22 protein-coding genes, 2 tRNA genes and 1 pseudogene are annotated in these 26,110 nt (G+C 72.5%); 13 read left to right on the top strand and 12 right to left on the bottom strand.

The window, feature by feature from the left end:
* Positions 1-9 precede the first annotated feature (9 nt).
* From ACLZN2_RS05945 to ACLZN2_RS05955, 3 genes are all read right to left on the bottom strand, one after another.
* Positions 10-81, bottom strand: a tRNA-Glu gene (locus ACLZN2_RS05945).
* A gap of 8 nt (positions 82-89) precedes the next feature.
* A tRNA-Ser gene (locus ACLZN2_RS05950) sits at positions 90-161 on the bottom strand.
* A gap of 86 nt (positions 162-247) precedes the next feature.
* Positions 248-493: a WhiB family transcriptional regulator gene (locus ACLZN2_RS05955; protein ID WP_416977305.1), complete on the bottom strand. Its 246-nt coding sequence runs from the start codon at positions 491-493 to the stop codon at positions 248-250.
* Between the two features lie 268 nt (positions 494-761).
* Here ACLZN2_RS05955 and ACLZN2_RS05960 point away from each other — a divergent pair, with 268 nt between their 5' ends.
* Positions 762-1,553, top strand: a complete 792-nt coding sequence (locus ACLZN2_RS05960) for a VOC family protein (RefSeq protein ID WP_416977306.1) — start codon at positions 762-764, stop codon at positions 1,551-1,553.
* Between the two features lie 507 nt (positions 1,554-2,060).
* Here the strand turns inward: ACLZN2_RS05960 and ACLZN2_RS05965 are convergent.
* The 3 genes from ACLZN2_RS05965 to ACLZN2_RS05975 all read right to left on the bottom strand — a co-directional run bounded on the left by ACLZN2_RS05965 (position 2,061) and on the right by ACLZN2_RS05975 (position 4,872).
* On the bottom strand, positions 2,061-3,086 hold the full coding sequence (locus ACLZN2_RS05965) for a LacI family DNA-binding transcriptional regulator (RefSeq protein WP_416977307.1): 1,026 nt from the start codon (positions 3,084-3,086) through the stop codon (positions 2,061-2,063).
* Between the two features lie 103 nt (positions 3,087-3,189).
* Positions 3,190-4,269, bottom strand: coding sequence for a non-homologous end-joining DNA ligase (ligD, locus tag ACLZN2_RS05970; protein ID WP_416977308.1), 1,080 nt, complete (start codon positions 4,267-4,269; stop codon positions 3,190-3,192).
* Between the two features lie 180 nt (positions 4,270-4,449).
* Positions 4,450-4,872: a hypothetical protein gene (locus tag ACLZN2_RS05975; protein WP_416977309.1), complete on the bottom strand. Its 423-nt coding sequence runs from the start codon at positions 4,870-4,872 to the stop codon at positions 4,450-4,452.
* A gap of 287 nt (positions 4,873-5,159) precedes the next feature.
* On the opposite strand from ACLZN2_RS05975, the gene ACLZN2_RS05980 reads away from it, so the two are divergent.
* Entirely contained in the window at positions 5,160-6,239 is a 1,080-nt protein-coding gene (locus ACLZN2_RS05980) for an ATP-dependent DNA ligase (protein WP_416977310.1), read from the top strand.
* Positions 6,240-6,281: 42 nt separating this feature from the next.
* Here the strand turns inward: ACLZN2_RS05980 and ACLZN2_RS05985 are convergent, their stop codons facing one another.
* The gene (locus tag ACLZN2_RS05985) at positions 6,282-7,472 is read right to left on the bottom strand and encodes a zinc-dependent alcohol dehydrogenase (RefSeq protein ID WP_416977311.1); all 1,191 of its coding nucleotides are present in this window, start codon (positions 7,470-7,472) and stop codon (positions 6,282-6,284) included.
* Between the two features lie 183 nt (positions 7,473-7,655).
* Between ACLZN2_RS05985 and ACLZN2_RS05990 the strand changes: the two genes are divergently transcribed.
* Complete coding sequence (locus ACLZN2_RS05990) at positions 7,656-8,651, top strand: DUF3048 domain-containing protein (protein ID WP_416977312.1); 996 nt, start codon at positions 7,656-7,658, stop codon at positions 8,649-8,651.
* 26 nt (positions 8,652-8,677) lie between these two features.
* On the opposite strand, the gene ACLZN2_RS05995 is transcribed toward ACLZN2_RS05990, so the two are convergent.
* Positions 8,678-9,142, bottom strand: coding sequence for a MarR family winged helix-turn-helix transcriptional regulator (locus ACLZN2_RS05995; protein ID WP_416977313.1), 465 nt, complete (start codon positions 9,140-9,142; stop codon positions 8,678-8,680).
* A 215-nt stretch (positions 9,143-9,357) separates the two neighbouring features.
* Between ACLZN2_RS05995 and ACLZN2_RS06000 the strand changes: the two genes are divergently transcribed.
* Genes ACLZN2_RS06000 through pcaD form a run of 7 tightly spaced genes read left to right on the top strand, consistent with a single transcriptional unit; the run spans position 9,358 to position 15,801 of the window.
* Positions 9,358-10,113, top strand: coding sequence for a CoA transferase subunit A (locus ACLZN2_RS06000; RefSeq protein WP_416977314.1), 756 nt, complete (start codon positions 9,358-9,360; stop codon positions 10,111-10,113).
* The gene (locus tag ACLZN2_RS06005) at positions 10,113-10,757 is read left to right on the top strand and encodes a CoA transferase subunit B (RefSeq protein ID WP_416977315.1); all 645 of its coding nucleotides are present in this window, start codon (positions 10,113-10,115) and stop codon (positions 10,755-10,757) included. Before ACLZN2_RS06000 ends, ACLZN2_RS06005 begins: the two co-directional genes overlap by 1 nt.
* Positions 10,754-11,956, top strand: coding sequence for a thiolase family protein (locus tag ACLZN2_RS06010; protein WP_416977316.1), 1,203 nt, complete (start codon positions 10,754-10,756; stop codon positions 11,954-11,956). The genes ACLZN2_RS06005 and ACLZN2_RS06010 overlap by 4 nt, the downstream gene beginning before the upstream one ends.
* A 16-nt stretch (positions 11,957-11,972) precedes the next feature.
* Positions 11,973-12,746 (top strand): protocatechuate 3,4-dioxygenase subunit beta, encoded by a 774-nt coding sequence (pcaH, locus tag ACLZN2_RS06015; RefSeq protein WP_416977317.1) that lies wholly within the window; start codon positions 11,973-11,975, stop codon positions 12,744-12,746.
* Between the two features lie 6 nt (positions 12,747-12,752).
* Complete coding sequence (pcaG, locus tag ACLZN2_RS06020; protein WP_416977318.1) at positions 12,753-13,358, top strand: protocatechuate 3,4-dioxygenase subunit alpha; 606 nt, start codon at positions 12,753-12,755, stop codon at positions 13,356-13,358.
* Positions 13,355-14,683, top strand: coding sequence for a 3-carboxy-cis,cis-muconate cycloisomerase (pcaB, locus tag ACLZN2_RS06025; RefSeq protein WP_416977319.1), 1,329 nt, complete (start codon positions 13,355-13,357; stop codon positions 14,681-14,683). Before pcaG ends, pcaB begins: the two co-directional genes overlap by 4 nt.
* Positions 14,680-15,801: a 3-oxoadipate enol-lactonase gene (gene pcaD, locus ACLZN2_RS06030; RefSeq protein ID WP_416977320.1), complete on the top strand. Its 1,122-nt coding sequence runs from the start codon at positions 14,680-14,682 to the stop codon at positions 15,799-15,801. Before pcaB ends, pcaD begins: the two co-directional genes overlap by 4 nt.
* Before the next feature lie 100 nt (positions 15,802-15,901).
* Here the strand turns inward: pcaD and ACLZN2_RS06035 are convergent, their stop codons facing one another.
* Entirely contained in the window at positions 15,902-18,577 is a 2,676-nt protein-coding gene (locus ACLZN2_RS06035) for an ATP-binding protein (protein ID WP_416977321.1), read from the bottom strand.
* Between the two features lie 322 nt (positions 18,578-18,899).
* On the opposite strand from ACLZN2_RS06035, the gene ACLZN2_RS06040 reads away from it, so the two are divergent.
* The gene (locus ACLZN2_RS06040) at positions 18,900-19,934 is read left to right on the top strand and encodes a DUF2510 domain-containing protein (protein ID WP_416977322.1); all 1,035 of its coding nucleotides are present in this window, start codon (positions 18,900-18,902) and stop codon (positions 19,932-19,934) included.
* A gap of 215 nt (positions 19,935-20,149) precedes the next feature.
* Here the strand turns inward: ACLZN2_RS06040 and ACLZN2_RS06045 are convergent.
* Positions 20,150-20,761: pseudogene (locus ACLZN2_RS06045) on the bottom strand (TetR/AcrR family transcriptional regulator C-terminal ligand-binding domain-containing protein); the annotation flags it as partial.
* Positions 20,762-20,966: 205 nt separating this feature from the next.
* Here ACLZN2_RS06045 and ACLZN2_RS06050 point away from each other — a divergent pair.
* Both ACLZN2_RS06050 and ACLZN2_RS06055 read left to right on the top strand, forming a co-directional pair.
* Complete coding sequence (locus ACLZN2_RS06050) at positions 20,967-21,770, top strand: phosphatase PAP2 family protein (RefSeq protein ID WP_416977323.1); 804 nt, start codon at positions 20,967-20,969, stop codon at positions 21,768-21,770.
* Positions 21,767-22,714, top strand: coding sequence for a hypothetical protein (locus ACLZN2_RS06055; RefSeq protein WP_416977324.1), 948 nt, complete (start codon positions 21,767-21,769; stop codon positions 22,712-22,714). The genes ACLZN2_RS06050 and ACLZN2_RS06055 overlap by 4 nt, the downstream gene beginning before the upstream one ends.
* Positions 22,715-22,721: 7 nt before the next feature.
* Here ACLZN2_RS06055 and ACLZN2_RS06060 read toward each other — a convergent pair whose 3' ends face one another.
* Together ACLZN2_RS06060 and ACLZN2_RS06065 are read right to left on the bottom strand one after the other, a co-directional pair.
* Positions 22,722-23,543: a phospholipid scramblase-related protein gene (locus tag ACLZN2_RS06060; protein ID WP_416977325.1), complete on the bottom strand. Its 822-nt coding sequence runs from the start codon at positions 23,541-23,543 to the stop codon at positions 22,722-22,724.
* A gap of 149 nt (positions 23,544-23,692) precedes the next feature.
* Positions 23,693-25,738, bottom strand: a complete 2,046-nt coding sequence (locus tag ACLZN2_RS06065) for a phosphocholine-specific phospholipase C (RefSeq protein ID WP_416977326.1) — start codon at positions 25,736-25,738, stop codon at positions 23,693-23,695.
* Positions 25,739-26,110: the final 372 nt, after the last annotated feature.

Raw genomic sequence — 26,110 nt, forward strand, 5'->3', positions numbered from 1 at the left:
GCCGTACCGTGGTCCCGGCCGGATTCGAACCGGCGTATCCACCTTGAGAGGGTGGCGAGTCTGCCTCTGCTCTACAGGACCGTTCCGCGCCCGGACGACCGGATTCGAACCGGCGTATCCGGCTGAGCAAGCCGGCGCGACTGCCTCTGCGCTACGTCCGGAGGCGCCCCCGGATCCTAACCGCACCCCCGCGACGCGGTCGCCCGGATTTTCGAGGCGCCTTCACAGCCCACCGCCCGATGACGGGTCAGCAGGACGTGCGCCTGATCTGCAGGCGTTCCTTCTCGGACAGGCCGCCCCAGACGCCGAAGCGCTCGTCGTTGGCCAGGGCGTACTGGAGACAGGCCACGCGCATGTCGCACATGCCGCAGATGCGCTTGGCCTCGCGCACCGAGCTGCCGGGCTCCGGGAAGAAGAAGTCCGCCCCGGTCTGCGCGCACAGCGCCTCCCGCTGCCAGCCGAGGTCGGGTGTGGGGATCGTGTCGGTATGCATGGCCAGGATCGTGCCCTGCGGCGAAAAACGTTCGATCAACGCCGGATATACGCACCGGGCGAGGGCCTCCGGCCGCCCTGATGATGACGCGCGGACCGGCTCCTGCGCACGGCGGCGCGCGGAACTCACAGGGACACAAAGAACTGAAACGGTTACCGATGGTAAGGGAAAGTCCGTGCGAGCCGTTGCCGCACTCCGGCGGCGATTGTCAGTGGGCGGTGCAAGACTCGGCAGTGCAGGCAACGGGACCCCTGTGAGGAGGGCGGAGATGCTCACCACCCGTTTCGTCGACGGCGCTCCGAACTGGATCGACCTCGGCACGCCCGACATCGACGGCGCCACCTCCTTCTACGGCGCACTGTTCGGCTGGCGGTTCGAGTCCGCGGGGCCGGACGCGGAGGGGTACGGCTTCTTCCAGTCGGAGGGCAGGACCGTGGCGGGCGGAATGCAGACCACGCCCGCGCAGGGTCCCCCGTCCTGGACGGTGTACTTCCAGTCGTCGGACGTGGACGCCACCGCCAAGGCCGCCGAACAGGCCCACGGCCGGGTGCTCTTCGCGCCGATGGACGTGATGGGGCAGGGCATGATGGCGATCGTCGCCGACTCGGCGGGGGTGCCTTTCGGCCTCTGGCAGCCGGGGCGGAACAAGGGCGTGGACATGGCCGGCGAACCCGGCTCGCTGTGCTGGGTGGAGCTGTACACGCCGGACATAGCCGCGGCGGCCGTCTTCTACCGCACGACGCTGGGTCTGGAGACCTCCGCGGTCCCCTTCCCCGGCGGCGTGTACACCTGCGTCAACCCCGCACACGAGGGCGAGGACGCCATGTTCGGCGGCTTCGTGGCACTGGCCGACGACCCGACCGAGGCGCGGGACGGGGCGTACTGGCTGCCGTACTTCGAGGTCGCGGACGTGGACGCGGTCGCCGCCGAGGCGGAGGCGCGCGGTGGCGCGGTCCGGATGCCGGCGGCGGACGTCGAGGGCGTCGGCCGCATGGCCCGCCTGGCCGACCCGTACGGGGCACGCTTCGCGGTGATCAGGAGCACACCGCGGCAGACCTGAGAGGGCCGTGCCTGGTGCGGGTCCGAGGGTGGCTCCGGGCACAGCTGGCGGGAGCGGCTGAGGCCGGCCACCGGACCGCGCCCGCAGCAGGGCCACGCCCGCGCTCAGGCAGGGCCATGCGCAGACCGAGACGCGCGGACGGACGGGACTCCTCTCACGCCCAGCCCTGCGCCCACCGAGCCGGACCACAGGCCGGGCCGGGCTCGGACCGGGGCGCACCACAGGCGGACCAGGCTCAGGCAGGGCCAGGCCCAGACCGAGACGCGCCGCAGACGGGACCGCGCTCGGGGTCGTGCCGCGCTCGGACCGGGGCGCGCCGCAGTCGTCGGGACCGCTCACACCCCGGCCCTGCCCAGGCCGGCCCAGGCTCAGGCGCGCCGCAGTCGGGACCGCGCTCACGTCGGGCGTGGCTCGGGCCGGGCCGGGCTCTGGTCGGGCCGGGCTCTGGTCGGGCCGGGCTCTGGTCGGGCCGGGCTCTGGTCGGACCGGGCTCTGGTCGGGCCGGGCTCAGGCCGAGGCTCGCCGTACCAGGGTGGTCGGCAGGACCACGCCGGCCGGGGCTTCCACGGGGGTGCGTGGGTCGAGGCGGCGGAGCAGGAGGCGGGCCATGATCCGGCCCATCTCCTCGATGTCCTGACGGACCGTCGTCAACGGCGGGTCGGTGGCCTCGGCGACCGGCAGCATGTCGTCGAAGCCGACCACCGCCACGTCCTCGGGCACCCGCCTCCCGTGCTCGCGCAGAACGCGCAGCGCGCCCGAGGCGGCGAGGTCGTTCGCGGCGAACACCGCGTCGACGTCCGGGCAGCGGCCCAGGAGTTCGCGCGTCGCGCGCTCCCCGCCGCCGGGCGTGAAGTCGCTCGCCACGACGAGCCCTGGGGCGGTCTCGCCCATGACGTCCCGGTAGCCGTCGAGCCGGTCGGCCGCCGAGGTCTGGTCGAGGGGGCCGGTGAGGTGCGCGATCCGGGTGCGGCCGAGGCCGACGAGATGGCGTACGGCCTCGCGGGCCCCGCCCCGGTTGTCGCTGTCCACGTACACCACACCGGCGTCGCCGTCGCTCCAGCCGGGGCGTCCGCCGAACACGGTGGGCAGACCCGTGCCGCGGATGAGGCCGGGGAGCGGGTCGTCGAGGTGGAGGGAGAAGACCAGGGCGCCGTCGACATGGCCGCCGGCGAGATAGCGGGCGACCCGCGTGTGGTCGTCGCGGCCCTCGGTGAGCAGCAGGACCAGCTGGTTGTCCTGGGCCGTCAGTTCCTTGCTGATGCCGCGGAGTTGGAGCGCGAAGAACGGGTCGGCGAAGACCCTGGTCTCCGGTTCGGCGATGACGACGGCGACGGCGCCGTGCCGCTTCGTCACCAGGCTGCGGGCCGCCTGGTTGGGTACGTACCCGAGTTCCTCCACGGCCTGCCGGACCCGCTCCACCAGAGGCTCCCGGACCCCGTCCCCACCGTTGACGACCCTCGACACGGTGGCCCTGGACACCCCGGCCCGCGCGGCCACGGCCTCCAGGGTGGGACGCTGCGCGGTCTCGGTCACGTCGGGGCTCCTCCTCGGTGGGCGGGGTGCGGATCAGGATAGCTCCGGGAGCGGAGGGCGGTGAGGGCGCTCTCGCGGACCGCCGAAACCGGTCCGCCCCCTGTCAGGGTGCCGTCGATTCCGGTGGCGGGGCCGGCTTCTCGCGGCGGCGGGAGCGGGGAGCTGACGGTGTGTCCTCGTTCCGGGCCCTGCTCGGCTGGACGCGCTTCGGTTCGCCCGGCATCTTCGGGTACTCCGGGGGATACGGGAGGTCGCCCAGGCCGTGGTCGTGTTCGTCGCGGCGGGCGAGTTCCAGGAGGGGCTCCAGGGAGAAGGCGTGGTCGTCCATGTCGGCGTGGACGTCGCCGAGTTCGGCGTAGCGGGCGGGCATGGTCGCGATGTCGAAGTCGCGGGGTTGGGCCTCGTCGACCTCCTCCCAGCGCAGCGGCGCCGAGACGGGGGCGTGCGGGCGGGGCCGTACGGAGTAGGCGGAGGCGATGGTGCGGTCGCGGGCGGTCTGGTTGTAGTCGAGGAAGATGCGCTCGCCGCGCTCCTCCTTCCACCACTTGATGGTGACCCGCTCCGGCATCCGGCGTTCCATCTCCCGGCCGACGGCGATCGCCGCGCGGCGGACCTGGGTGAAGGTCCAGCGGGGCTCGATGGGCACGAAGACGTGCAGACCTCGGCCGCCGGAGGTCTTGGGCCAGCCGCGCAGACCGCCGTACTCGTCGAGGACGGTCCGCAGTTCATGGGCGGCGCGCACGGCGTCGTCGAAGTCGGTGCCGGGCTGCGGGTCGAGGTCGATGCGCAGTTCGTCGGGGCGGTCGACGTCGTCCCGGCGCACGGGCCAGGGGTGGAAGGTGAGCGTGCCGTACTGGGCGGCCCACAGCACGGCCGCCTCCTCGGTGGGGCACATCTCGTCGGCGCTGCGGCCGCTGGGGAAGGTGATGTGGGCGGTGGGGATCCAGTCGGGCATGTTCTTCGGTGCCCGCTTCTGGAAGAAGGACTCGCCGGTCACCCCGTCGGGGTAGCGCTCCAGGGTGGTGGGGCGGTTGAGCAGGGCGCGCAGGATGCCGGGGGCGACCGCCTGGTAGTAGCGGGCGAGGTCCAGCTTGGTGAAGCCGCGCTCCGGGAAGAAGACCTTGTCGGGACTGGACAGCCGTACGGTCCGGCCGCCCGCCTCCAGTTCCACCGCGTCACCCATGCGAGCCACGGTAGGCGTAACGCCCATGACGCGCATACCGGGCGATCGGGGCGGTCCGGGCGCAGAACTGGAGAGCCACTCCCTCGTGAGTGTGCCTCCGGCGTGACGCCGGGCCCCGCGTTGTGCGATCGGCGCCCAGTTGCCTGGGACTGGGCGCCGTCACGGCCCGGGACTCCTGTGTCAGACCTTGCAGAAGCCGCCGTCCTTCAGGGCTTGGTTGATCTGCTTGCCCTGGGCCTCGGTGGTCGTGACGTCCTTGTACGTGAAGCGGGTCGAGGCGAGCTGGTCGAGCTTCTGGGTGCCCTTGTTGATCGCCGAGCACTGGTTGCGGGCGGCGTCGATGGCCTTGCCCTCGTAGTGCGCGATGTCCGGGTTCACTCTGGCGAGGGCGCTGAGGAGGGCGGTGCGTTCGGCGCCGGTGGGCTCGGGCGGGATGCCGGCGGCCTTCATGGCCTCGCTGTAGCCAGGGTCGGACGTATGGCTCGCGGCGGTGGTGGTGCTGTCCGCGGTGTCGCTGCTGTCGCTGCCGTCGCTGCTGCTGCATGCGACGAGGGTGATGGTGAGCGTGGCGGTGATGGCGGCCGTTGCGGTGCGGATGCGCATGGTCCCCCCTGCGTCGGTGTGGGTGGGGGGCATCATGCGTCGTGCTGGGGGGTGCTTGGTGACGCTGTGGCCGTGTTGTGACGTCTGATGAGCGATCGTCTGCGCAGGGCGGCGACCACGTACGCGGGGATGGCGACGTGACGAGGAGCGGCCTCGTCGAGTTCGCGGCGGGGGTACGTTCTCCATGGGTCTGGCTCCTTGACCGGCAGGTTCTGGACCCCTGACCTTGGTTTTACGGACGTTGCGCTCAACAGGCGGATGCCATGGACGGCTCATAGGGTCGGAGCATGGATCTGCCGGTGATGCCGCCCGTGAAGCCGATGCTCGCCAAGTCGGTGGCGGCGATTCCGCCGGGAATGCAGTACGAGGCGAAGTGGGACGGGTTCCGGGCGATCGTGTTCCGCGACGGGGCCGAGGTCGAGCTGGGCAGCCGCACCGGGAAGCCGCTGACCAGGTACTTTCCCGAGCTGGTGGAGGCGCTGAAGGAGCGGGTGCCCGAGCGGTGCGTGCTGGACGGGGAGATCGTGATCGCGCGGGAGGGGCGGCTGGACTTCGACGCGCTCACCGAACGCATCCACCCGGCGAATTCCAGGGTGCGCACGCTGGCCGAGCGGACACCGGCGTCGTTCGTGGCGTTCGACCTGCTCGCGCTGGCGGACACCTCGCTGCTCGACGTGGAGCTGACCGACCGGCGGGAGCTGCTGACCAGGGCGCTGGCGGGGGTGACCCCGCCCGTGCATCTGGCGCCGGCGACGACGGACGTCGAGGTGGCCCGGCGGTGGTTCGAGCAGTACGAGGGCGCCGGCCTGGACGGGGTGATCGCCAAACCGCTCGGCCTGCACTACCGGCAGGACGAGCGGGCCATGTTCAAGGTGAAGCACGAGCGCACCGCGGACGTCGTGGTCGCCGGCTACCGCTTCCACAAGAGCGGGCCCGTGGTGGGCTCGCTGCTGCTGGGCCTGTACGACGACCGGGGCACCCTCCAGCACGTGGGCGTGTCGGCCGCGTTCGCCATGAAGCGGCGGGCCGAACTGGTCGAGGAGCTGGAGCCGTTGCGGATGGCGGACGCCACCGGGCATCCGTGGGCGGCCTGGACCGAGGAGGCGGCGCACGAGAGCGCCCGGCTGCCCGGGGCGCCGAGCCGCTGGTCGGGCAAGAAGGACCTGTCCTGGGTGCCGCTGCGGCCGGAGCGGGTCGCCGAGGTGGCGTACGACCACATGGAGAACGGGGCGCGGTTCCGGCACACCGCCCGCTTCCGCCGCTGGCGCCCGGACCGTACGCCGGAGAGCTGCACGTACACGCAACTGGAGGAGCCGGTGCGCTACGACCTCGCGGAGATCCTGGGGACGCCCCCGCCGGCACCGTGACCCACCCCAGCGACACCGTGACTCACCCAGCGACACGGTGACTCACGGCGTCATCAGGATCTTCACCGCGCCGTCCTGCTTGCGCTGGAACATCTCGTACGCGTGCGGCGCCTGAGACAGCGGCAGCCGGTGGGTGGCGAAGTCGTCGACGCCGAGGGGGTCCTCGTCGGTGAGGTACGGCAGGATCTCGTCGCTCCAGCGGCGCACGTTGGCCTGGCCGAGGCGGATCTGGAGCTGCTTGTCGAACAGGGTCAGCATGGGCAGCGGGTCGGCCGTGCCGCCGTAGACGCCGACCAGGGAGAGGGTGCCGCCGCGCCGCACCAGTTCGATCGCGGTGTGCAGGGCGGCGAGCCGGTCCACGCTGAAGCGTTCCGCGAGGGGGCCGCCGAGTGCGCGCGGCAGCAGCGCGGACGCGTTCTGGACCAGGCGGGCGGCCGCGCTGCCGTGTGCCTCGGTGCCGACCGCGTCGATCACGGCGTCCGGGCCGCGCCCGTCGGTCTCGTCGCGGAGGGCGACGACCAGTTCCTTCTCGCTGTCGAAGCCGCGCAGGTCGTACGCCTCGACGCCGTGCGCCCGGGCCCGGCGCAGCCTCTCGCCGACCAGGTCGACGCCGAACACCCGGCCGGCGCCGCGCACCTGGGCGACCCGGCAGGCCATGTCGCCGATGGGGCCGAGCCCGAGCACCGCGACGCTGCCGCCCTGGGGGACGTCGGCGTAGGCGACGGCCTGCCAGGCGGTGGGCAGGACGTCGGAGAGGTACACGAACCGGTCGTCGGGCGGACCCTCGGGCACCTTGATCGGGCCGTACTGGGCCTGCGGGACGCGCAGATACTCGGCCTGGGCGCCGGGCACCGCGCCGTACAGCCGGGAGTAGCCGAAGATGGCGGCGCCCATGCCCTCGCCGGTGACCTGGGTGGTCTCGCACTGTGTGGGCAGGGAGTTCAGGCACATCCAGCAGTTGCCGCAGGCGATCTGGAACGGCACCACGACCCGGTCGCCGGCCATGAGGTCGGGCACCCCGGCGCCGACCTCCTCGACGACGCCCATCGGCTCGTGGCCCAGGATGTCGCCCGGGGTCATGAACGGGGTCAGCACCTCGTACAGATGCAGGTCGGAGCCGCACAGTCCGGTGGACGTGACGCGGATGACGACGTCCGTGGGTTCCTCGATCCGCGGGTCGGGCACGGTCTCCACCCGGACGTCCCGCTTCCCCTGCCAGGTCACTGCCTTCATGGTGCCGCGCTCCTTCCGCCGGTCCGGTCCGTCCCGGCGAATCCGGGGACCGCGGTCCCGGCTCCGCCCCGGGTACCCGGACCGGCGGCTCTGTCACACCGGATCTCTGTCACACCGGATCCGTTCACGCGGAGGCGCAACCGAACAGACGAGCGCACAATCAAGACACGGAACGGGGTGGCCATGGTGGGTGCACAACGCGCGAGACGCTGCACGACGGCGGTCAGGGCAACGCGGGCCGCGGCACTGCTCGCCGCCGCACTGGCCCTCTCCCTCGCGGCAGGCTGTACGACGACCCGCTCCCCCGACGACGGACGCAGCACGTCAGGAAGACCGAGCGGCGTCAGCCCGCCCGCCACAGCGCTCGGCTCCGTACTCGCCGTGAAGATCGACAACGCGGGAGCGGCCCGCCCGCAGACCGGGGTGGACGCCGCGGACCTCGTGTACGTCGAGCAGGTCGAGGGCGGACTGAGCAGGCTGATGGCGGTGTACGCGAGCAGGCTGCCGCAGGCCGTGGGGCCGGTGCGCAGTGCCCGTGAGTCCGATCTGGAGCTGCTGGGCCAGTTCCGGCGGCCGGTGCTGGCCTTCTCCGGGGCGCAGAGCAAGCTGCTGCCGCTGATCGACCGGGCGCCGCTGGACGCCGTGACGCCGGGCGACGCGTCCGGCGCCTACTTCCGCGGGCCGGGCCGGGCCGCCCCGCACAACCTCTACCTCCGCCCGGACCGGCTGCTGCCCTCGGCGCCGGGCCCGACCGCGCTGACGACCGGCTTCCGCTACGGTCCCGCGCCCTCCGGCGGCAGGGCGCAGGCCTCGCACACCGTGCGCTACCCGGCGGCCCGCTTCACCTTCACCTGGTCGGCGGACCGGGCGCGCTGGCTGGTCTCCATGGACGGCACGCCGACGGTGACGGCCGACGGGCAGCGGGTGGCCCCGGCGACCGTGGTCGTGCAGCACGTGAAGGTGCGCCGGTCGGCGTTCGGCGACTTCCTCGGCAACAACACGCCGTACACCGAGACGGTGGGCTCGGGGACGGCGGAGGTGCTGCGCGACGGGCGGGTCTACGACGTGCGCTGGAAGCGGGCGACGGTGCGGGACGGCACGGACTTCACCACCGGCGACGGCAACCCGGTCGACTTCGCCCGGGGCCAGGTGTGGGTGGTCTTCGCGAAGGCGCCGTGATCGGCCAGGTCACGGTACGTGCCGTCTCATCCCTGCCCCACCAGCGGCTCCGCCGGATTGCGCAGCCCCTCCGCCGCGTCCGAGACCCGCCGGATCAGGTCGAAGAACTGGGCCTGCTCCTCGGCGGAGAGCGGCGCGAGGAACACCTGGTTCATCCGGGCCGTGCGCACGGTGAGCCTGCGGTGGGTGCGTTCCCCCTCCTCGGTGAGCCGCAGCAGGGAACGGCGGCCGTCCGCCGGGTCGCGGACCTTGTCCAGCAGCCCGCGCCGGCCCAGCCGGCTGATCACCTCGGCGATGGTGGAGCGGTCGAGCCCCACCCGCTCCCCCACGGTGCGCTGGTCGAGGCCCGGCTCGGCGACGAGCGCGTTGAGGACCGCGAACTGGGGGGAGGTGATCTCCTCGGAGACCATCGTGTTCCACAGCAGGTAGTGCGCCTGCTGCAGCCGCCGGGCGAGGTGCCCGGGGTGGCTCGAGAGGTCCACCGCGCCCATGTGCGCTCCTCTGCTTCAGATTCGATCGGTGCACTGAACAATACCGCCCGGCCGCCGCCCCCGTCTCGCCTCCAGAGGTCGCCCACACCTCCTCCTGCCTGGAGTCTTGACGGACCCGCCCCGCGATGGCAGCGTGTGGGCAACCTCGGAGAAATGCTCAGTGTCCTGATTAATTCAGGGAGCTGGTGACACTCGGAAGAGATGGGGCTCAACGGATGGACAAGGTGGTCGCCACGGCCCTGGAGGCGGTGGCCGACGTGCCGGACGGCGCGTCGCTGGCAGTGGGTGGCTTCGGACTGAGCGGCGTGCCGAACGTCCTCATCCAGGCCCTGTACGAGCGGGGCGTGACCGGTCTGTCGGTCGTCTCCAACAACTGCGGGGCGATGGAGTCGGGCCTCGCGGTCCTGCTCGCCGCCGGGCGGATCTCCCGGGTGACCGGTTCGTACATCGGCGCGAACAAGGAGTTCGCCCGCCAGTACCTGGCCGGGGAGCTCGAGGTCGAGATGATCCCGCAGGGCACCCTCGCCGAGCGGCTGCGGGCCGGCGGCGCCGGCATCCCCGCGTTCTACACCCCCGCCGGGGTGGGCACCCAGGTCGCCGAGGGCGGACTGCCGTGGCGCTACGACGGTGAGGGCGGCGTCGCGCTGGCGTCCCCGCCGAAGGAGGTGCGGGAGTTCGACGGCACCCAGTACGTGCTGGAGCGCGGGATCCGCACCGACTACGCGCTGGTCAGGGCCGCCAAGGGCGACCGCCACGGCAACCTCGTCTTCAACAAGTCCTCCCGCAACTTCAACCCGCTCTCCGCCATGGCCGGGAAGATCACGATCGCCGAGGTCGAGGAACTGGTCGAGCCCGGGGAGATCGACCCGGACGCGGTCCATCTGCCGGGCATCTTCGTGCAGCGCGTGATCGCGCTGACCCCGGAGCAGGCGGCCGACAAGAAGATCGAGCAGCGGACGGTGAGCAGCTGATGGCCTGGACACGTGAGGAGATGGCCGCCCGGGCCGCGCGCGAGCTTCAGGACGGCCAGTACGTCAACCTGGGCATCGGGCTGCCGACGCTGATCCCGAACTACCTGCCGGAGGGTGTGGAGGTGATCCTGGAGTCGGAGAACGGCATCCTGGGCACCGGCCCGTATCCGGCCGAGGACGCCGTGGACCCGGATCTGATCAACGCCGGGAAGGAGACGGTGACGGTCCTGCCGGGCGCCTCCTTCTTCGACTCGGCGCTGTCGTTCTCGATGATCCGCGGTGGACACATCGACGTCGCCGTACTGGGCGCCATGCAGGTGTCCGCGAAGGGCGACCTGGCCAACTGGGCGATCCCCGGAAAGCTGATCACCGGGATCGGCGGGGCGATGGACCTCGTCCACGGGGCCCGTACGGTCGTCGTGGTGATGACCCACACCGCCAAGGACGGCTCGGCGAAGATCCTCGACGAGTGCGCCCTGCCGCTCACCGGCAAGGCATGCGTGAACCGGGTCATCACCGATCTCGGCGTGCTCAACGTGACTCCGGACGGGCTCGTGCTGACCGAGGTCGCGCCCGGGGTGAGCGTCGAGGACGTCATCGCCAAGACCGACGCCAAGCTGACCGTCGCGGAGGACCTGCTGTGAACACGGTGTACATCGTCGACGCCGTCCGTACCCCGATCGGCCGCTACAACGGCGGGCTCGCGGGCGTGCGCCCGGACGACCTGGCCGCCCATGCCGTCCGTGAGCTCCTCGCCCGTACGCCCGCGCTGGACCCGGCGCGGATCGAGGACGTGTACCTCGGCAACGCCAACGGCGCCGGCGAGGAGAACCGCAACGTCGCCCGGATGGCCGCCCTTCTCGCCGGGCTGCCCACCAGCGTCCCCGGTGTCACCGTCAACCGGCTGTGCGCCTCCGGCCTGGAGGCGGTGATCCAGGCGGCCCGGGCCATCGCGGTCGGCGACGCCTCCATCGCCGTGGCGGGCGGTGTCGAGTCGATGACCCGGGCGCCGTACGTGCTGCCGAAGTCGGACCGGGCCTTCCCCGCCGGGCACGCCGAGCTGTACTCGACCACGCTCGGCTGGCGGATGGTCAACCCGAGGATGGACCCGCAGTGGACCGTCCCGCTGGGTGAGTCGGCGGAGCTGATCGCCGACAAGCACAAGATCAGCCGCGAGCAGCAGGACGAGTTCGCCCTCGCCTCCCACCAGAAGGCGGCGAAGGCGCAGGCCGAGGGCCTGTTCGACACCGAGCTCGCGCCGGTGGCGATCCCGCGGCGCAAGGGCGACCCGGTCGTCTTCGGTGCCGACGAATGCGTACGGCCCGATGCGTCCCTGGCGGCGATGGCGAAGCTGAGGCCGTCCTTCCGCCCCGACGGGGGGACCGTCACCGCGGGCAACGCCTCGCCGCTGAACGACGGTGCCGCGGCCCTGCTGCTGGTCGACGAGGAGGGGCTGAAGGCCACCGGCCGTGAGCCGCTCGCCCGGGTCTCGGCCACCGGCGTCCACGCCGTCGACCCGCACTACTTCGGACTCGCCCCCGTCGAAGCCGTCAACCGGGCGCTCGCCAAGGCGGGCAGGACCTTCGCCGACCTGTCCGTGCTCGAACTGAACGAGGCCTTCGCCGCCCAGGTGCTGGGCTGTGTCGCCGAGTGGCCCGAGTTCGACCCGGCGGTCCTCAACCCGCAGGGCGGCGCCATCGCCCTCGGCCACCCCCTCGGCGCCTCCGGCGCCCGGCTCGCCGGCACCGTCGCCCACCAGCTCGCCCGCAAGGGCAGCGGCACCGGTGTCGCCACCCTCTGCATCGGCGTGGGCCAGGGCCTCGCCCTCGTCCTCGAACGTTAGGCCTCCAGGAATCGCCATGACTCTCACGCAAGCCGACATCGACCAGGAGATCGCGGCCGAGCGCGCCGCGTACGAGAAGCGGGTCGCCGACGGCGCGCCCGTCGAGCACCAGCCGCGCCGCGACTACGCGCCGTACCGCTCCTCGGTCCTGCGCCATCCGAAGCAGCCGCCGATCACCATCGACGTCACGAAGGACCCGGAGCTGGTGGAGCTGCACTCCCCCGCCTTCGGCGAGCGTGACATCACCGAGATCGACAACGATCTGACCCGGCAGCACAACGGCGAGCCGATCGGCGAGCGCATCACCGTCTCCGGACGGCTGCTCGACCGCGACGGGCGTCCGGTCAGGGGCCAGCTGATCGAGATCTGGCAGGCCAACTCGGCGGGCCGGTACGCCCATCAGCGCGAGCAGCACGACGCCCCGCTGGACCCGAACTTCACCGGCGTCGGACGCACCCTGACCGACTCCGACGGCCAGTACCACTTCACCACCATCCAGCCGGGCCCCTACCCGTGGCGCCAGCACCTCAACGCCTGGCGGCCCGCCCACATCCACTTCTCGCTCTTCGGCACGGCGTTCACCCAGCGGCTCGTGACGCAGATGTACTTCCCGAGCGACCCGCTGTTCCCCTACGACCCGATCCTCCAGTCGGTGACGGACGACTCGGCGCGTCAGCGCCTCGTCGCGACGTACGACCACGACCTGTCGGTGCCGGAGTTCTCGATGGGCTACCACTGGGACATCGTGCTGGACGGGCCGCACGCCACCTGGATCGAAGAAGGACGCTGACCTGCCATGACGAAGATCGACACGAGCCGTCCGGAGACCGTGCTCCCGACCCCGTCGCACACGGTCGGACCCTTCTACGGCCATGCCCTGCCGTTCCCCGGCGGCGGCGACATCGCCCCCCTCGGCCACCCGGACACCATCGCCGTGCAGGGGTACGTGTACGACGGCGAGGGCAACCCGCTGCCGGACGCGTTCGTGGAGCTGTGGGGCGCCGACCCGGACGGCCGGGTGCCGCAGACCGACGGCTCGATGCGGCGCGACCCGTCCACCGGCGGCTTCCTGGGCCGCAACGGCGTGGAGTTCACCGGCTGGGGCCGCATCCAGACCGACACCAACGGGCACTGGTCGGCGCGCACGCTGCGGCCCGGCGCGCGCGGGAACAGCGCCCCCTACCTCAGCGTCTGTGTGTTCGCACGCGGCCTGCTGGTGCACCTGTTCACCAGGATCTACCTGCCGGGCGACGAGGCGGCCCTCGCCGCCGACCCGCTGCTGCAGCAGCTCGATCCGGCGCGCCGCGCCACGCTGATCGCCGCGGACGGCCCGCTGGGCACCTACCGTTTCGACATCCGCCTTCAGGGCGAAGGCGAGACGGTGTTCCTGGAGTTCCGGTGACCGATGCCCGGCCCGAGTCCGGTCTGCTCTCCCCCGGGTGGACCGGCTCCCCCGCCGCCTCCGCGACGAGTGACGCCTCCTACCTGCGGGCGCTGCTGGACGCGGAGGCCGCGCTGGCCCGTGCCCAGGAGAGGCTGGGCCTGGCCCCAGAGGGGGCCGGGGCGGCGGTCACCGCGGCCGCGGCCGGCGCGTTCGACGCGCACTCCCTCTCCGAACGCGCCCGCGCCGGCGGCAACCCGGTGATCCCGCTGGTCGGCGACCTCACCCGGGTGGTCGGCGGCACGTACGGTCCGTACGTCCACCGGGGCACGACCAGCCAGGACATCATGGACACGGCGACGATGCTGGTCGCGGTACGCACCCTCGACCCGGTGCTGGCCGATCTCGGCCGCGCTCAGGAGGCGCTGGCCGCGCTGGCCGCCGAGCACCGGGACACGGTGATGCCCGGACGGACGCTCACCCAGCACGCCGTACCGACGACGTTCGGGCTGAAGGCCGCCGGCTGGCGTTCCCTCGTGCTGGACGCGCGGGACCGGATCACCGCCGTACGGGAGTCGCTGCCCGCCCAACTCGGCGGCGCCGCCGGGACACTGGCGGCCTTCACGGCGTACGGCGCCCAGGACGCGACGGCGCTGCCGGGTGCGTACGCCCGTGAACTCGGGCTGGCGGAACCGCTGTTGCCGTGGCACACCCTGCGCACCCCGGTCGCCGACCTCGCCGCCTGTCTGGCCTTCGCGGCGGGCGCGTTGGGCAAGGTCGCGACGGACGTCCTCACCCTCGCCCGCACCGAGATCGCCGAGGTGGCGGAGGGCAGCGGGGGCGGCTCCTCGGCCATGCCGCACAAGGCGAACCCGGTGCGCTCGACGCTGATCGCGGCCGCCGCCCTGCGCGCACCCCAGCTCGCGGCCACTCTGTTCGGGTCGCTGACGGCTCCGGACGAGCGGCCGGCCGGGGCCTGGCACGCCGAGTGGGAGCCGCTCAGGGATCTGCTGCGGCTGGTCGGCGGGGCCGCCCGGGACGCGGCCGAGCTGACCGAGGGCCTGCGGGTCCACCCGGAGGCGATGCGCGCCGATCTCGAGCTCACCCACGGTCTCATCGTCTCCGAGCGGCTGTCCGCCGAACTGTCGGCGGTGCTGGGCCGGGCCCGCGCCAAGGAACTGCTCACCGCGCTCGCCCCGCGCACCTACGCCGAGGGCCGCCCTCTCGCCGAACTCCTCGCCGAGGAACCCGACTTGAAGGACATCGACCTCGGCGACCTCACCGACCCCGCCCGCTACACCGGCTCCGCCGGTGCCCTCACCGACCGTGCGCTGGAGCGACGTTGACCGAGAAGCTGCTCAACCACCGTGCCGAGGGCCCCGCTTCCGCGTCCGCGCTGCTGCTCGGGCCCTCGCTGGGCACCTCGTACGCCCTGTGGGACAAGGTCGCGCCCGAGCTGTCCGTCACCCACCGCGTGGTCCGCTACGACCTGCCGGGGCACGGCGGCTCGCCCGCCGACCTGATCGGGCCGGGCGCCACGGTCGGCGACCTGGCCGCGCTGGTGCTGGCGCTCGCCGACTCGCTCGGCCTGGAGCGGTTCGGCTACGCGGGGGTGTCGCTGGGCGGCGCGGTGGGCCTGCACCTGGCGCTGCACCACCCCGAGCGGATCACGAAGCTCGCGGTGATCTGCTCCTCGGCCCACTTCAACGGCAGCAGGCCGTGGGAGGAGCGGGCCGCGCAGGTGCGGAGCGAGGGGCTGGAGAAGCTCGCCGAGAGCGCCGACGCGCGCTGGTTCACCCCCGGCTTCACCGTGCCGGAGCTGGTCGCCGACCATCGGGCCGCCGACCCCGAGGGCTATGCCGCCTGCTGTGACGCGCTGGGCGCGTTCGATCTGCGGGAGCGGCTGGCGGAGATCTCCGTGCCGACCCTGCTGATCGCGGGGCGGCAGGATCCGGCCACCCCTCCCGCGCATCTGCGGGAGATCGCGGACGTGGTGCCGGACGCGGCGCTCGTGGAGATCCCGGGTGCCTCGCACCTGGCGCCCGCCGAACAGCCGGAGGCGGTGCTGACCGCGCTGCGCACCCACTTCGACGGCGGGGCCAAGCGGGGCATGGAGGTGCGGCGCCAGGTGCTGGGCGACGCCCACGTGGACCGGGCGCAGGCCCGCCAGTCCCCCTTCACCGCCCGCTACCAGGACTTCATCTCCCGCTACGCCTGGGGCGAGATCTGGACCGACCCCACACTCAGCCGCCGCGAGCGCAGCATGATCACGCTGACCGCGCTCATCGCGCACGGCCACTACGACGAGCTGGCCATGCACGTCCGCGCGGCCCGCCGCAACGGCCTCACCCCGGACGAAATCGGCGCGGTCCTCCTCCAGACGGCCGTCTACTGCGGGGTCCCGGCAGCGAACTCGGCGTTCGCGACGGCCCAGCGGGTGCTGGAGGAAGACCTGGCAGACTGACCTACGGTTGGGGAGCGCCCCGATAGGGGCGCGGGGCTGTGTCGATATGCGGCTCCGCCGCGTGGGCGCGACCAGCCACGATGCACCCGCACCCGAAAACTCACCCCGCCCCCAACGCCACCTCCGCCTGCTCCACCAACCCGTCCGCCCCACAGGTCCGCGCCAACGCCAACCCCCGGTTCAACTCAGCCGCCGACCGCGACAAAACGCCGTACTCAACCCGAGCGGCAGCGTGCTCGTACTGACTCGGCGAGGACTCCAGCAGGCTGACCGCCTGATGCGCGAGCCGCACCGCACGCTGCCCGGTCTCCAGCGCGGCAGCGCACCGCAGCGCCTCACCGATCGCCGTGTCGGTGCCGAACCGCTCGGCCCGGCTGCGGGCGTCGGCGGCGAGCTGTGCCGCACGGGCCGGGTCCGTGGTCGCGAGGGCCCGGGCGAGGTCGACCGCCCAGGGGACCATCACGGGGTTGAGGTGGCCGCGGACGGCCGCCGCCTTCTCCGCCTCCTCCAGCTCGTTGATCCCCTCGGCGGTGCGGCCCACGGCGAGCAACAGCCGACCGCGCACCGAGCGCGGGTCGGGCAGCACGATCGTGGACGGGTACGGCTGGGCGAAACCGCATTCCTCGGCGATCTCCCAGGCCTCGTCGGCATGGCCGCGGCACAGCAGCACGTCGACCAGGTTGCAGGTGGCCGACCAGTACAGGGGCAGTCCGCGGCCGACGCGCTCGGCGAGCTGGAGGGACTTCCTCAGGGATGCCTCCGCCTCGATCAGCCTGCCCCGGCGGCGCAGACCGAGCCCGAGGTAGGCGTGCGCGAGGGCGAGATGGCCGCCGCTCCAGCCGGCCGACTCGTAGGTGCGCAGGGCCTCGTTGAAGAAGGTGTCGGCGCGGTCGAGCCGGTCGGTGTAGGCGTAGGAGCTGGACAGCATCATCAGCAGTTCGATGCCCCAGACCTGGTCGGTCCAGCCGAGGCCCGGGGCGAGGCCGCCGTTGACCAGGGAGCGGTCGCAGAACTCGACGACGACCTCGGCGTTCTCCCCGCGGGTCACGGCGTCGAAGCCGCGCAGGATGAGCAGGGCGCGCTCGGCGCTGTCGCGGCCGGTGCAGGTCTCGGCGAGCGCGGCGAGCTGCTCGGAGCGGTTCGGTGAGATCGCCTCGCCCGCGTGCACGCACTCCCACATGAACTGCACGGCCCGCAGCCGCATCTTGGCCGGACCCGGGGCGAGCCGGTCGGCCTCCGCCTCGACCGTGCGGACGGCCTCCTCCATCTGGTCGTTGTGCAGGAGGGCCTGGGACAGGCGGTAGACGGCGTCGACCCGGTCGTCGCCCTCCAGACCGGGCATGGCGAGCGCGGTGCGCAGATGCTCGACGGTTCTGGCGGGCGCGGTGAGGAGGGTGGCGCAGCCGAGGTCGTAGAGCACACGCGCGTGGACGTCCGGGTCGGGCGGTTCCGCCAGGGCGCGCTCCAGACAGCGGCGGGCCGCGTCCGGGGCGCCGACCGCGAGGTGTTCGCCGGCCGCGCCACGCAGCTGTTCGACGAGTTCCTGGTCGCCCTCGGGGTGGACCTGGACGAGATGCCGGGAGGCGGCCGCGAGGCCCTTGCCCGCCTCGGTGACGATCTTGGCGGCGATGCCGTGCATCGCGGTGCGCAGGCTGGAGGGGATGCTGTCGTAGACGGCGCTGGCGATGAGCGGGTGGACGAACTCCAGGTCGCCCTCGGCGGCGGGGACGGCCGCCGGGTCGGGTTCGGTGAGGATGCGGGCGGTGCGCAGCAGTTCGGCGCAGCGCAGCGCGGTGTCGCGGCCCATGACGGCGAGCCGGGACGCCTCGTCGATGGAGATGCCGACGCCGCCGAGGATGGCGGCCGCCATGGCGAACCGGGTGGCCTCCACGCCCAGTTCCTCCAGGCGGTCGACGAGCCCGCCGCCGCGCGCCGCACGGTTCAGGGGCCGCAGTTCCGTGGCCGAGGACTCGGTCGGGTCGAGGCCCTTGTCCTTGACCTTGGCGAGGAGTTCGACGGTGTCGTAGGGGTTGCCGTCGGTGACGGCCCACACCTCGCGGCAGAACGCGGCGTCCGCGTGCTCTCCGAGGGTCGCGCGGGTCAGGCCGGCGACCGCGGTCGGGGTGAGGGTGTTGACGCTGGTGACGCGTGGGCCCGCGGCCTCGCCGATCGCGTCGAGGTAGCGGCCCCGGTCGCCGCCGACCGCCTCGGGCCTGCGTGCCACGACGACCAGGACGGAGAAGCGGTCGAGGCGTTCCGTGAAGGCCGCGAGCCAGCGCAGGGTCTCCTGGTCGGCCCAGTGCGCGTCGTCGACGAGCAGGACGAGCGGGTAGCAGCGCGAGGCCAGCCGGCTCACGGCGGCGACGAGGCCGTCGCACACGTGCTGCGGGTCGGCCGGGCCCTCGCCGGGGTCCGCGATGCCGAGCGCGGGGCCCGCGATGTCGTACCAGTCGCCGAGGTACTCGCGGGCCTCCTCCGGCAGCAGGGACAGCAGCGCGGGCTGCAGCAGCTGCCGTACGACGTTGAAGGGGACGGACCTGAGCGTCTCGCCGCCGCGGGCCGACCAGACCGTGCAGCCCCGGTCCTCTGCCATACGGCGGGTCTCGGCCAGCAACGCGGTCTTCCCGACGCCGGCCTCGCCCCGCAGCACCAGCAGGTGACCCGAGGAGGAGCGGTCGGCGCAGAGCGCGTCCACCGCCCGTGCGATGCCGGCGATCTCCCTTTCGCGCTCCCACAGGGGAGCCGGGGTGGCCCCCGCCGGCCGTGCCTCCGTCATCCCGCTACCTCCCCAAGTGCCGCCCGGACGACGTACAGAACTCGAGCGTAGCCGTCCGGGCGGCCAAGTGGAGGCAGTCCGCGCAGGTCCTGCCTCCACGGGTGACACGGTGTGCCCCGGCGCGGTCGGACGGACCGGCGTCTCGCTCCCCGGAACGTCAACTGCGGGCGACGCGCGCCGAATTGACGTTGAATTCGCGCCAGCCGGGCGGCTCCCCACGCGGCTGCCCACACAGTCCTGCGCGTGGCCCTCCGCGCGGTTCTCCGCAACGGAATGCCCTCCCTCTCATCCGCCTTTCACCGATGCCTCATACGGTTAGGGCATGACGCAGGTGACTCCTCCCGGGTGGTACCCCGACCCGGGGCAGACAAGTGACGGTCCCGCCACCGAGCGCTGGTGGGACGGCAAGGCATGGACGGACCAGACCCGCCCCGCGGGCTCGGCCGCCGCATGGGGTCCGCCGGCGCAGGCGCCGACCGACGGCGCGTATGCGGCGTACCCGACCTATCCGGCGTACCCGGCACCGCCGGAGGGGACGGGCCCGCGGCGCGGACTGCGCACGGGCATAGCCGTCGCGGCGGCGGTCGCGGTCCTCGCCAGTATCGGGGTGGGCGTGTACGCGCTGTCCAAGGACGACGGCGGCAGCGGTGGCGGCGGTACGGCGCAGGGGCCGGGCGGCCAGGGCGGACCGGGCGGCAACGGCGGTACGGGCGGCCAGGGCGGACCCGGTGGCTCTGGTGGCGGGCCCGGCGGCTCCGGCGGTTCCGGGGACTCGGGCGGTTCGGGCGGGGCCTCGCCGTCGCCCCAGGAGTCCGAGGCGCCGAGGATCGAGAGCGGGTCGGTGACCGACGTACTCAACGGGATCAGCATCCCGATCCCGGACGGCTGGTACGGGCAGGAGGGCAGCTCCGGCGCGGCGGTGACCTCCGAGTCCACCTACAAGTGCCCCGGCGACACCTCCAAGTCCTGCACCAAGGGCGGCGTGTACTCCTCGCCGGTCGAGCTGCTGGGCACCAAGGGGGACACCGCCGAGGAGGTCGCCAAGGCGGACATCGCCGAGAACGCGGAGCAGTCGTACGGCGGCGACACCTACGGCGCGATCACCTCGCACCAGGTGCTCGCGTCCAAGGCGGTGACCGTCGCCGGGCAGAAGGGCTATCTGGTGCGCTGGAAGGCGGTCACCAGCAAGGGCGCCGACGGGTACGTGGAGTCGCTGGCGTTCCCGGCGCCGGCGGACAGCAAGCGGCTGGTGGTGCTGCGGTTCGGCGTGGACGCCGACCAGAGCGTGACGGTCATCGACACGATCACGAAGGGCATCAAGGTCGCGTCCGGCGGGGGCAGCGGTACGAACGTGTGAGGCCCGTCGATCGGCCGGGTGGGGCGCCCCTCCGCTCAAGGGGAACCCCACCCGGCCGGGGGGTGCGCGCCGCCCCCGTCCCCACGGTGCGGCGCGTGCAGGTCACCGTCCGGTCATCCCGTGGACGGCGGCCTGAGTCCGTCCTGTTCTGCTGTTGAGTCCGGCTCTGCTGTCGAGTCCGGCTCTGCTGTCGAGTCCGGGCGGCACGGCGGCGCGGTGAGCCCGAGCGCCGGCAGTACGGCCGCCTGTACGAAGCGGACCAGGTAGTCCGGGCAGGCGAACTCGCCGTCGACGATGGGACGGGCCCGGACGACGCCGAACATCTGGGCGGGGATGTACTCCAGCGCCGGGTGGTCGGCGGGGATCTCCCCGCGCTCGACGCCCCGCCGCAGGATCTCCCGCAGGGCCTCGATCTCGGGGTCGATCAGCGCCTCGCGGAGGGCCCGCGCGAGCTCCTCGTCCCCGTGCACGGCGTGGCCGAGGGCCTGCAGCAGCTGGGTGTCGGCCGTCGACCAGCGGCCCGCCGCCCGGCCGGCCTCGCACAGGTCGTCGGCGAGGGATCCGGTGTCGATACCGGCGAGCCGTGCCGTGCGCCGTGAGCGCAGGGCGGCGACGACGAACTGGGGTTTGGTCTTCCACTGCCGGTAGAGCGTGGACTTGCTGCAGCGGGTGCTGGCGGCGACACCCTCCATGGTGACCGCTTCGTATCCGCAGGCGCGGATCTGTTCGAGGACGGCGTCGAAGAACTCCTGCTCGCGCTCGGGCGTGAGCTTGGAGCGGCGCGTGGCGGTGACCTGCTCCGGTCCGTCCGCGGCCTGCGACGTCATCTCTCTTCTCCCCGCTTCCGTCCGTCTGGCTGCCCGGCCCTGCGGCCTGCCTCCAGTGTGTCGTATCTCAATCGATACGCAAGTGTACCGGTACTCGCTCGTATCGGTACAGTAGCGTATCGGTACGATGTCGTATCGATCGATCAAACGCACCGATCGATGAAACGCACCGCAGTGCACCACCGTCCAGTGAAGGGGCCGGGGGATGAATGCCCGCACCGAGCCTGAAGAAGCGGAGCCGGTCTCGCCGGCACGGCCGCCCATAGTCAGGGAGCTCCTGCTCGTCGCAGGGCTCTTCCTCGTCTACAAGTTGGGGCGGCAACTGGCCACGGGCCACACCGCCGAGGCCTTCCGCAACGCCGGTGACGTGTGGCACGCCGAACGATGGCTGCGCCTTCCCGGCGAGGGCGCGGTGCAGTCCCTGCTGTTGCACGGGGACGTCCTGGTCCGGGGCGCGAACACCTACTACGCGACCGTGCACTTCCCGGCCACGCTGGCCTTCCTGGTCTGGCTGTATCTGCGGCGCCCCGCGCACTACGTGTGGGCCCGGCGGGTGCTCGCCGCCGTCACCGCGGCGGCCCTGGTGCTGCATCTGGCGTTCCCGCTCGCCCCGCCCCGGATGCTCGCGGCGGCGGGCCTGATGGACACCGCGCGGGTCTACGGGCCCTCGGTGTACGGGCCGCCGCAGACGGACCAGCTGTCGAACCAGTTCGCGGCGATGCCCTCGCTGCACTTCGGCTGGGCCCTGATGGTCGCGGTCGGGCTGATCGTGGCGACCCGCTCGCGGTGGCGCTGGCTGTGGCTGCTGCATCCGCTGGTGACGCTGCTGGTGATCGTGGGGACCGCGAACCACTACTGGCTCGACGCGGTCGTGGCGGGCGGCCTGCTGGGCCTGGTGCTCGCGGCGATCCAGGCGCCGGCGCGGACGACGACCACGGCCGGCCGCGGCGGTCTGCGGCCGGTCCGGGCGGGGGCCCGGGAGCACGTCCTGGTGGGGGCGGGCCGATGAACGCCACCCTCGTCGCCGTCGTCCTCTCCCTGTTCTCGGCCGTCGCCTACGCGGCCGCGGCCGTCGCCCAGGAGCGGCTGGCCTCCCGCTCCCCCGGCGCGGGCCTGGTGCGCATGCTGGGCCGGGGTGCCTGGTGGGCCTCGGTGGGGCTGAACGCGTCGGCCGCGCTGCTGCACGTGGTGGCGCTGAAGTACGGTCCGCTGACCGTGGTGCAGCCGCTGGGCGCGCTGACGCTGGTGGCCGCGGTGCCGATGGGCGCCCGGGTCGCGGGGCGGCAGGTCACCTCGGCGGAGTGGCGGGGCACGGCCTTCACCCTGGCGGGGCTGGCCGCGATCCTGGTCACGGCCTCGGGCCCGGCCCCCGAGACCGTGCTGAGCGGCTCGGAGGCGGTCGCGGTGGCAGGGGCCACGGCGGCGGTGATCGGGCTGCTGGCCCGGCCCGGCACCCGGCCGGGGCTGCGGCACGCGAGTGCCTCGGGCATCGCCTCCGGGGTGGCCTCGGCACTCACCCAGACGGTGACGGTGGCGGCCACGGACCGCTCGGGCTCGCTGCTGAGCGTGCAGGTGATCGGAGTGGCGCTGCTGGTCGCGGCGTTCGCGACGGGCGGGCTGCTGCTGTCGCAGACCGCCTACCGGGGCGGGCTCGGCGCCCCGCTGGCGATGGTGACGCTGGCCAACCCGGTGGCCGCCGCGACGATCGGGCTCGTTCTGCTCGGCGAACGGCTCCAGGGCGGACCGGCCGGTGTGCTGCTCGCGCTGGCGGGCGCGGGGCTCGCCGGGTGGGGTGTGGTGCTGCTGTCGCGGGCCACGCCGGAGCCCCTGCCGCTCCACGACGAGGAGCACCCCGTGGCCGCCGTACTCGCGCTGAGGCCGGAGACCGCCTCGGCCGAGCCGGCGCTGCTGCCCCGGCCCGCGACGGGACCGGAGCACCTCACGCCGCTGTGACCGGGCGTCAGCCGAGCCCGCGGGCGTCCTGCTTCAGCGCGGTGTCGACCGTCAGGGCGGTGGCGACGACCAGGCTCAGCAGCGGTTCGGGCAGCTGGTAGTGGATCTGCAGGACGTAGTTGTCGGCGGTGGTGAACATCGTCTTGGCGAGGCCCTCCCAGGTCTTGGTGATCCGGGCGACCTCGTTCTGCGCGTGGTCGACGATGGCGAAGTTCCACGCCCGCCAGTTCTCCGCCTTGATGGCGCCGACCTGCTGGCCGCCCGCGTTGATCGCAAAGTTGATCTTCCCGAAGACGTTCTGCTGGACGATCTCGCCGACCTGCTGCCCGTCCGGGCGGGTCACGATCACCCGGGACTTGAATATCTTCGCCGGACGGGTGAGCAGCAGCACCGGCTGCCCGTAGGCGTCGCGGATCTCCAGCTTCTGGGTGAGGTACTGGTCGATGCTGGCGACGAACCGCAGGATCTTGCGCAGGGCGCTCTGGCCGACCTGGACGACCGAGCCCAGCTGGTTGCCCTGCTGGTCCATGACCTTGTACTCGTTGGTCAGCTCGATGAGCTTCGCCTTCTGGTTCACCACCAGCACCGGCTCGCTGAACAGCGTGCCTCCGCCGGGGCCGCTCGGGGCGACCCCGGCCTGCTGCTGCACCTGGCGCTGGACGCGCGGGTCGGGTCCGGCCGCTTGCGCCGGGATGCCCGGCGTCGCCTGGCCCTGCTGGTCGGCGTGCGTGTGCTCGGTCCACTGGGTGCCGTCCCAGTAGCGCAGGGTCTGGGCCGCACCGTGCGGATCCGGGTACCAGCCTGCAGGTGTGTTCGAATGCGTGGTCACCGGGGCACACTACCCCGAGCCCACAGGGACCTGACCAGACCCTACGATGCGGTGTTCACCGCGCATTTACCCGCACGCCCGGACCGTTGCCCCCGGACCGTTGTCTCCCGGACCCCCGCAACGGACCCTTGCTACTCCGGGGGCCCTTGCTACTCCGTGGCGATCGCCGGGTCGCTGACGCCGGGGCGCCCGTTCTCGACGTGTCCGGCGAACCGCCGTACGAAGTCCGCGTCGCCGTCGGCCGTGACGGTGAGGTCGTACCAGCGCCGGCTCCTCGTCAGGTCGACCGAGTGGCGGACGACGGCGCCGCGGCGCACCCGTACGGTCGTGGTCCGGCCGCCGTAGCCGTCGGCGAGCTTGAACACGGCCGTGCCGGAGGTCCTGTTGGTGAAGGTGAGTTCGAGGCCGTCGCCGACGTGCCGCGCGATCGCCTCCAGCCCCGCCTCCTTGCCCTTGAAGGTGCGCAGGAACCCGTTGGGGCCGTGCACGGTCAGGTCGTACGAGCCACCGGAGCGGGCCGGGTTCCAGGTGTCGGAGACGGTCTTGCCCGAACCGGTGGTGTAACTCCACGGTCCGTCCGCGCGGTTGCCGGAGGTGACGAGGAAGGCGGCACCGGCCTTGGCGCCGGAGGCGAAGGTGAGCGTGATCTCCCCGGCCGCGCCGTTCGCCGAACCGTCCACGAACGGGGCGTACTTGAGCGGGCGGGTGGGGCGGTGGCCGCGCTCCTGCCTGGGCAGGACCGGGTGGGCGGGCGGGGTGGGGACGTAGTCGGGGTGGCGGTCCTTGTCCGGCGGCCGGTAACCGTCGGTGTCGGGCAGGGAGACCGGGCGGGTGTCCTTGCGGCCGAAGTCGAACGCGGCGGTCAGATCGCCGCAGACCGTGCGCCGCCAGGGCGAGATGTTGGGCTCGTGGACGCCGAAGCGGCGCTCCATGAACCGGATGACGGAGGTGTGGTCGAAGGTCTCGGAGCAGACGTAACCGCCCTTGCTCCAGGGGGAGACGACCAGCATCGGCACGCGCTGCCCGAGGCCGTAGGGGCCGGCGACATGGCCGCTGTCGCCCTGGAACACGTCCGGGCCGGTGTCGACCGTCGACCTGCCCTGCGCGGCGGAGGCGGGCGGGAACGCCGGGACCATGTGGTCGAAGAAGCCGTCGTTCTCGTCGTAGGTGATGAACAGCGCCGTCCTCGCCCACACCTGCGGGTCCGAGGTGAGCGCGTCGAGGACCTGCGCGATGTACCAGGCGCCGTAGTTGGCGGGCCAGTTGGGGTGCTCGGTGAAGGCCTCGGGGGCGACGATCCAGGAGATCTGCGGCAGCTTCCCGCCCTTGACGTCCGCCTTCAGCCGGTCGAAGAAGCCCTCGCCCTTGCGGGCGTCGGTGCCGGTGCGGGCCTTGTCGTAGAGCGGGTCGCCGGGCTGGGCGTTCTGGTACTGGGTGAAGTAGAGCAGGGAGTTGTCGCCGTAGTTGCCGCGGTAGGCGTCCTGGATCCAGCCCCAGCTGCCGGCCTTGTCGAGGCCGTCGCCGACGTCCTGGTAGATCTTCCAGGAGACGCCCGCCTTCTCCAGCCGCTCCGGGTACGTCGTCCAGTTGTAGCCGACCTCGTCGTTGCCTAGGACCGGGCCGCCGCCCTTGCCGTCGTTGCCGGTGTAGCCGGTCCACAGGTAGTAGCGGTTGGGGTCGGTCGAGCCGATGAAGGAGCAGTGGTAGGCGTCGCAGACGGTGAAGGCGTCGGCGAGCGCGTAGTGGAACGGGATGTCCGCGCGGTTGAGGTACGCCATCGTCGTCGCGGACTTGGCGGCGATCCAGCCGTCGTACTTGCCGCCGTCGAACGCGGCGTGGCCGTCGTTCCATCCGTGCGGGAGGTCCTGGAGGAACGCCATGCCCAGGTCGTCGGCGTCGGGGTGGAAGGGCAGGACGTCCTTGGTGCCGTCGGACTGGTGCCACACCGATTTTCCGTTGGCGAGCGACACCGGGCGCGGGTCGCCGAAGCCGCGGACGCCTCTCAGCGTGCCGAAGTAGTGGTCGAAGGAGCGGTTCTCCTGCATCAGGACGACGATGTGCTCGACGTCCTCGATCGACCCCGTGCGGTGGTGGGCGGGCAGCGCGGCGGCGCGCTCGATGCTGCCGGAGAGCGCGGTGAACGCGGTGGTGGCGCCCGCCAGTTGGAGGAAGCGGCGCCGGTTGACCTCGGACATGGGTGAGGGACCTCTCGTGCGGAAGGTGTGTCTCACGTGACGGGATGCGAGTGTTCCAAGGGCATCGAACGTCGGGGAAGGGTGCGATGGCGCCCGCGTGAAGGTCGCCGGTACGCGGGATGTGGAGTGGACCAAAGGTCGCCCAAAGGCACCCAAAGCCGCGGCTTACTCCTTGCGAGTGACCTATTTCCGGCCTGATCCGGACCAACCTCGCGGTATGGACCACTGGCAGTTCGGCCGGCGGTCTCCAGGGGTCCGCCCGTACGTCACCCGGGGCCACGACCAGCACATGAAGCGCTTGCGCCCGACCAGCCCCGCAGGCACCCCGGACCGAAATACACATGATTCGGTTGTCTGCTGAATCAATGGATC

Origin of the sequence: Streptomyces sp. T028, assembly GCF_048159505.1 — a bacterium.
Taxonomy (GTDB): Bacteria; Actinomycetota; Actinomycetes; order Streptomycetales; family Streptomycetaceae; genus Streptomyces.

What these genes read in the sequence shown, in the direction of transcription:
- ACLZN2_RS05955 (WP_416977305.1), bottom strand. Translation starts at nt 493, where the DNA reads ATGCATACCGACACGATCCCCACACCCGACCTCGGCTGGCAGCGGGAG.
- ACLZN2_RS05960 (WP_416977306.1), top strand. Translation starts at nt 762, where the DNA reads ATGCTCACCACCCGTTTCGTCGACGGCGCTCCGAACTGGATCGACCTC.
- ligD (WP_416977308.1), bottom strand. Translation starts at nt 4,269, where the DNA reads ATGGGTGACGCGGTGGAACTGGAGGCGGGCGGCCGGACCGTACGGCTG.
- ACLZN2_RS05975 (WP_416977309.1), bottom strand. Translation starts at nt 4,872, where the DNA reads ATGCGCATCCGCACCGCAACGGCCGCCATCACCGCCACGCTCACCATC.
- ACLZN2_RS05980 (WP_416977310.1), top strand. Translation starts at nt 5,160, where the DNA reads ATGGATCTGCCGGTGATGCCGCCCGTGAAGCCGATGCTCGCCAAGTCG.
- ACLZN2_RS05985 (WP_416977311.1), bottom strand. Translation starts at nt 7,472, where the DNA reads ATGAAGGCAGTGACCTGGCAGGGGAAGCGGGACGTCCGGGTGGAGACC.
- ACLZN2_RS05990 (WP_416977312.1), top strand. Translation starts at nt 7,656, where the DNA reads ATGGTGGGTGCACAACGCGCGAGACGCTGCACGACGGCGGTCAGGGCA.
- ACLZN2_RS05995 (WP_416977313.1), bottom strand. Translation starts at nt 9,142, where the DNA reads ATGGGCGCGGTGGACCTCTCGAGCCACCCCGGGCACCTCGCCCGGCGG.
- ACLZN2_RS06000 (WP_416977314.1), top strand. Translation starts at nt 9,358, where the DNA reads ATGGACAAGGTGGTCGCCACGGCCCTGGAGGCGGTGGCCGACGTGCCG.
- ACLZN2_RS06005 (WP_416977315.1), top strand. Translation starts at nt 10,113, where the DNA reads ATGGCCTGGACACGTGAGGAGATGGCCGCCCGGGCCGCGCGCGAGCTT.
- pcaH (WP_416977317.1), top strand. Translation starts at nt 11,973, where the DNA reads ATGACTCTCACGCAAGCCGACATCGACCAGGAGATCGCGGCCGAGCGC.
- pcaG (WP_416977318.1), top strand. Translation starts at nt 12,753, where the DNA reads ATGACGAAGATCGACACGAGCCGTCCGGAGACCGTGCTCCCGACCCCG.
- ACLZN2_RS06035 (WP_416977321.1), bottom strand. Translation starts at nt 18,577, where the DNA reads ATGACGGAGGCACGGCCGGCGGGGGCCACCCCGGCTCCCCTGTGGGAG.
- ACLZN2_RS06040 (WP_416977322.1), top strand. Translation starts at nt 18,900, where the DNA reads ATGACGCAGGTGACTCCTCCCGGGTGGTACCCCGACCCGGGGCAGACA.
- ACLZN2_RS06050 (WP_416977323.1), top strand. Translation starts at nt 20,967, where the DNA reads ATGAATGCCCGCACCGAGCCTGAAGAAGCGGAGCCGGTCTCGCCGGCA.
- ACLZN2_RS06055 (WP_416977324.1), top strand. Translation starts at nt 21,767, where the DNA reads ATGAACGCCACCCTCGTCGCCGTCGTCCTCTCCCTGTTCTCGGCCGTC.
- ACLZN2_RS06065 (WP_416977326.1), bottom strand. Translation starts at nt 25,738, where the DNA reads ATGTCCGAGGTCAACCGGCGCCGCTTCCTCCAACTGGCGGGCGCCACC.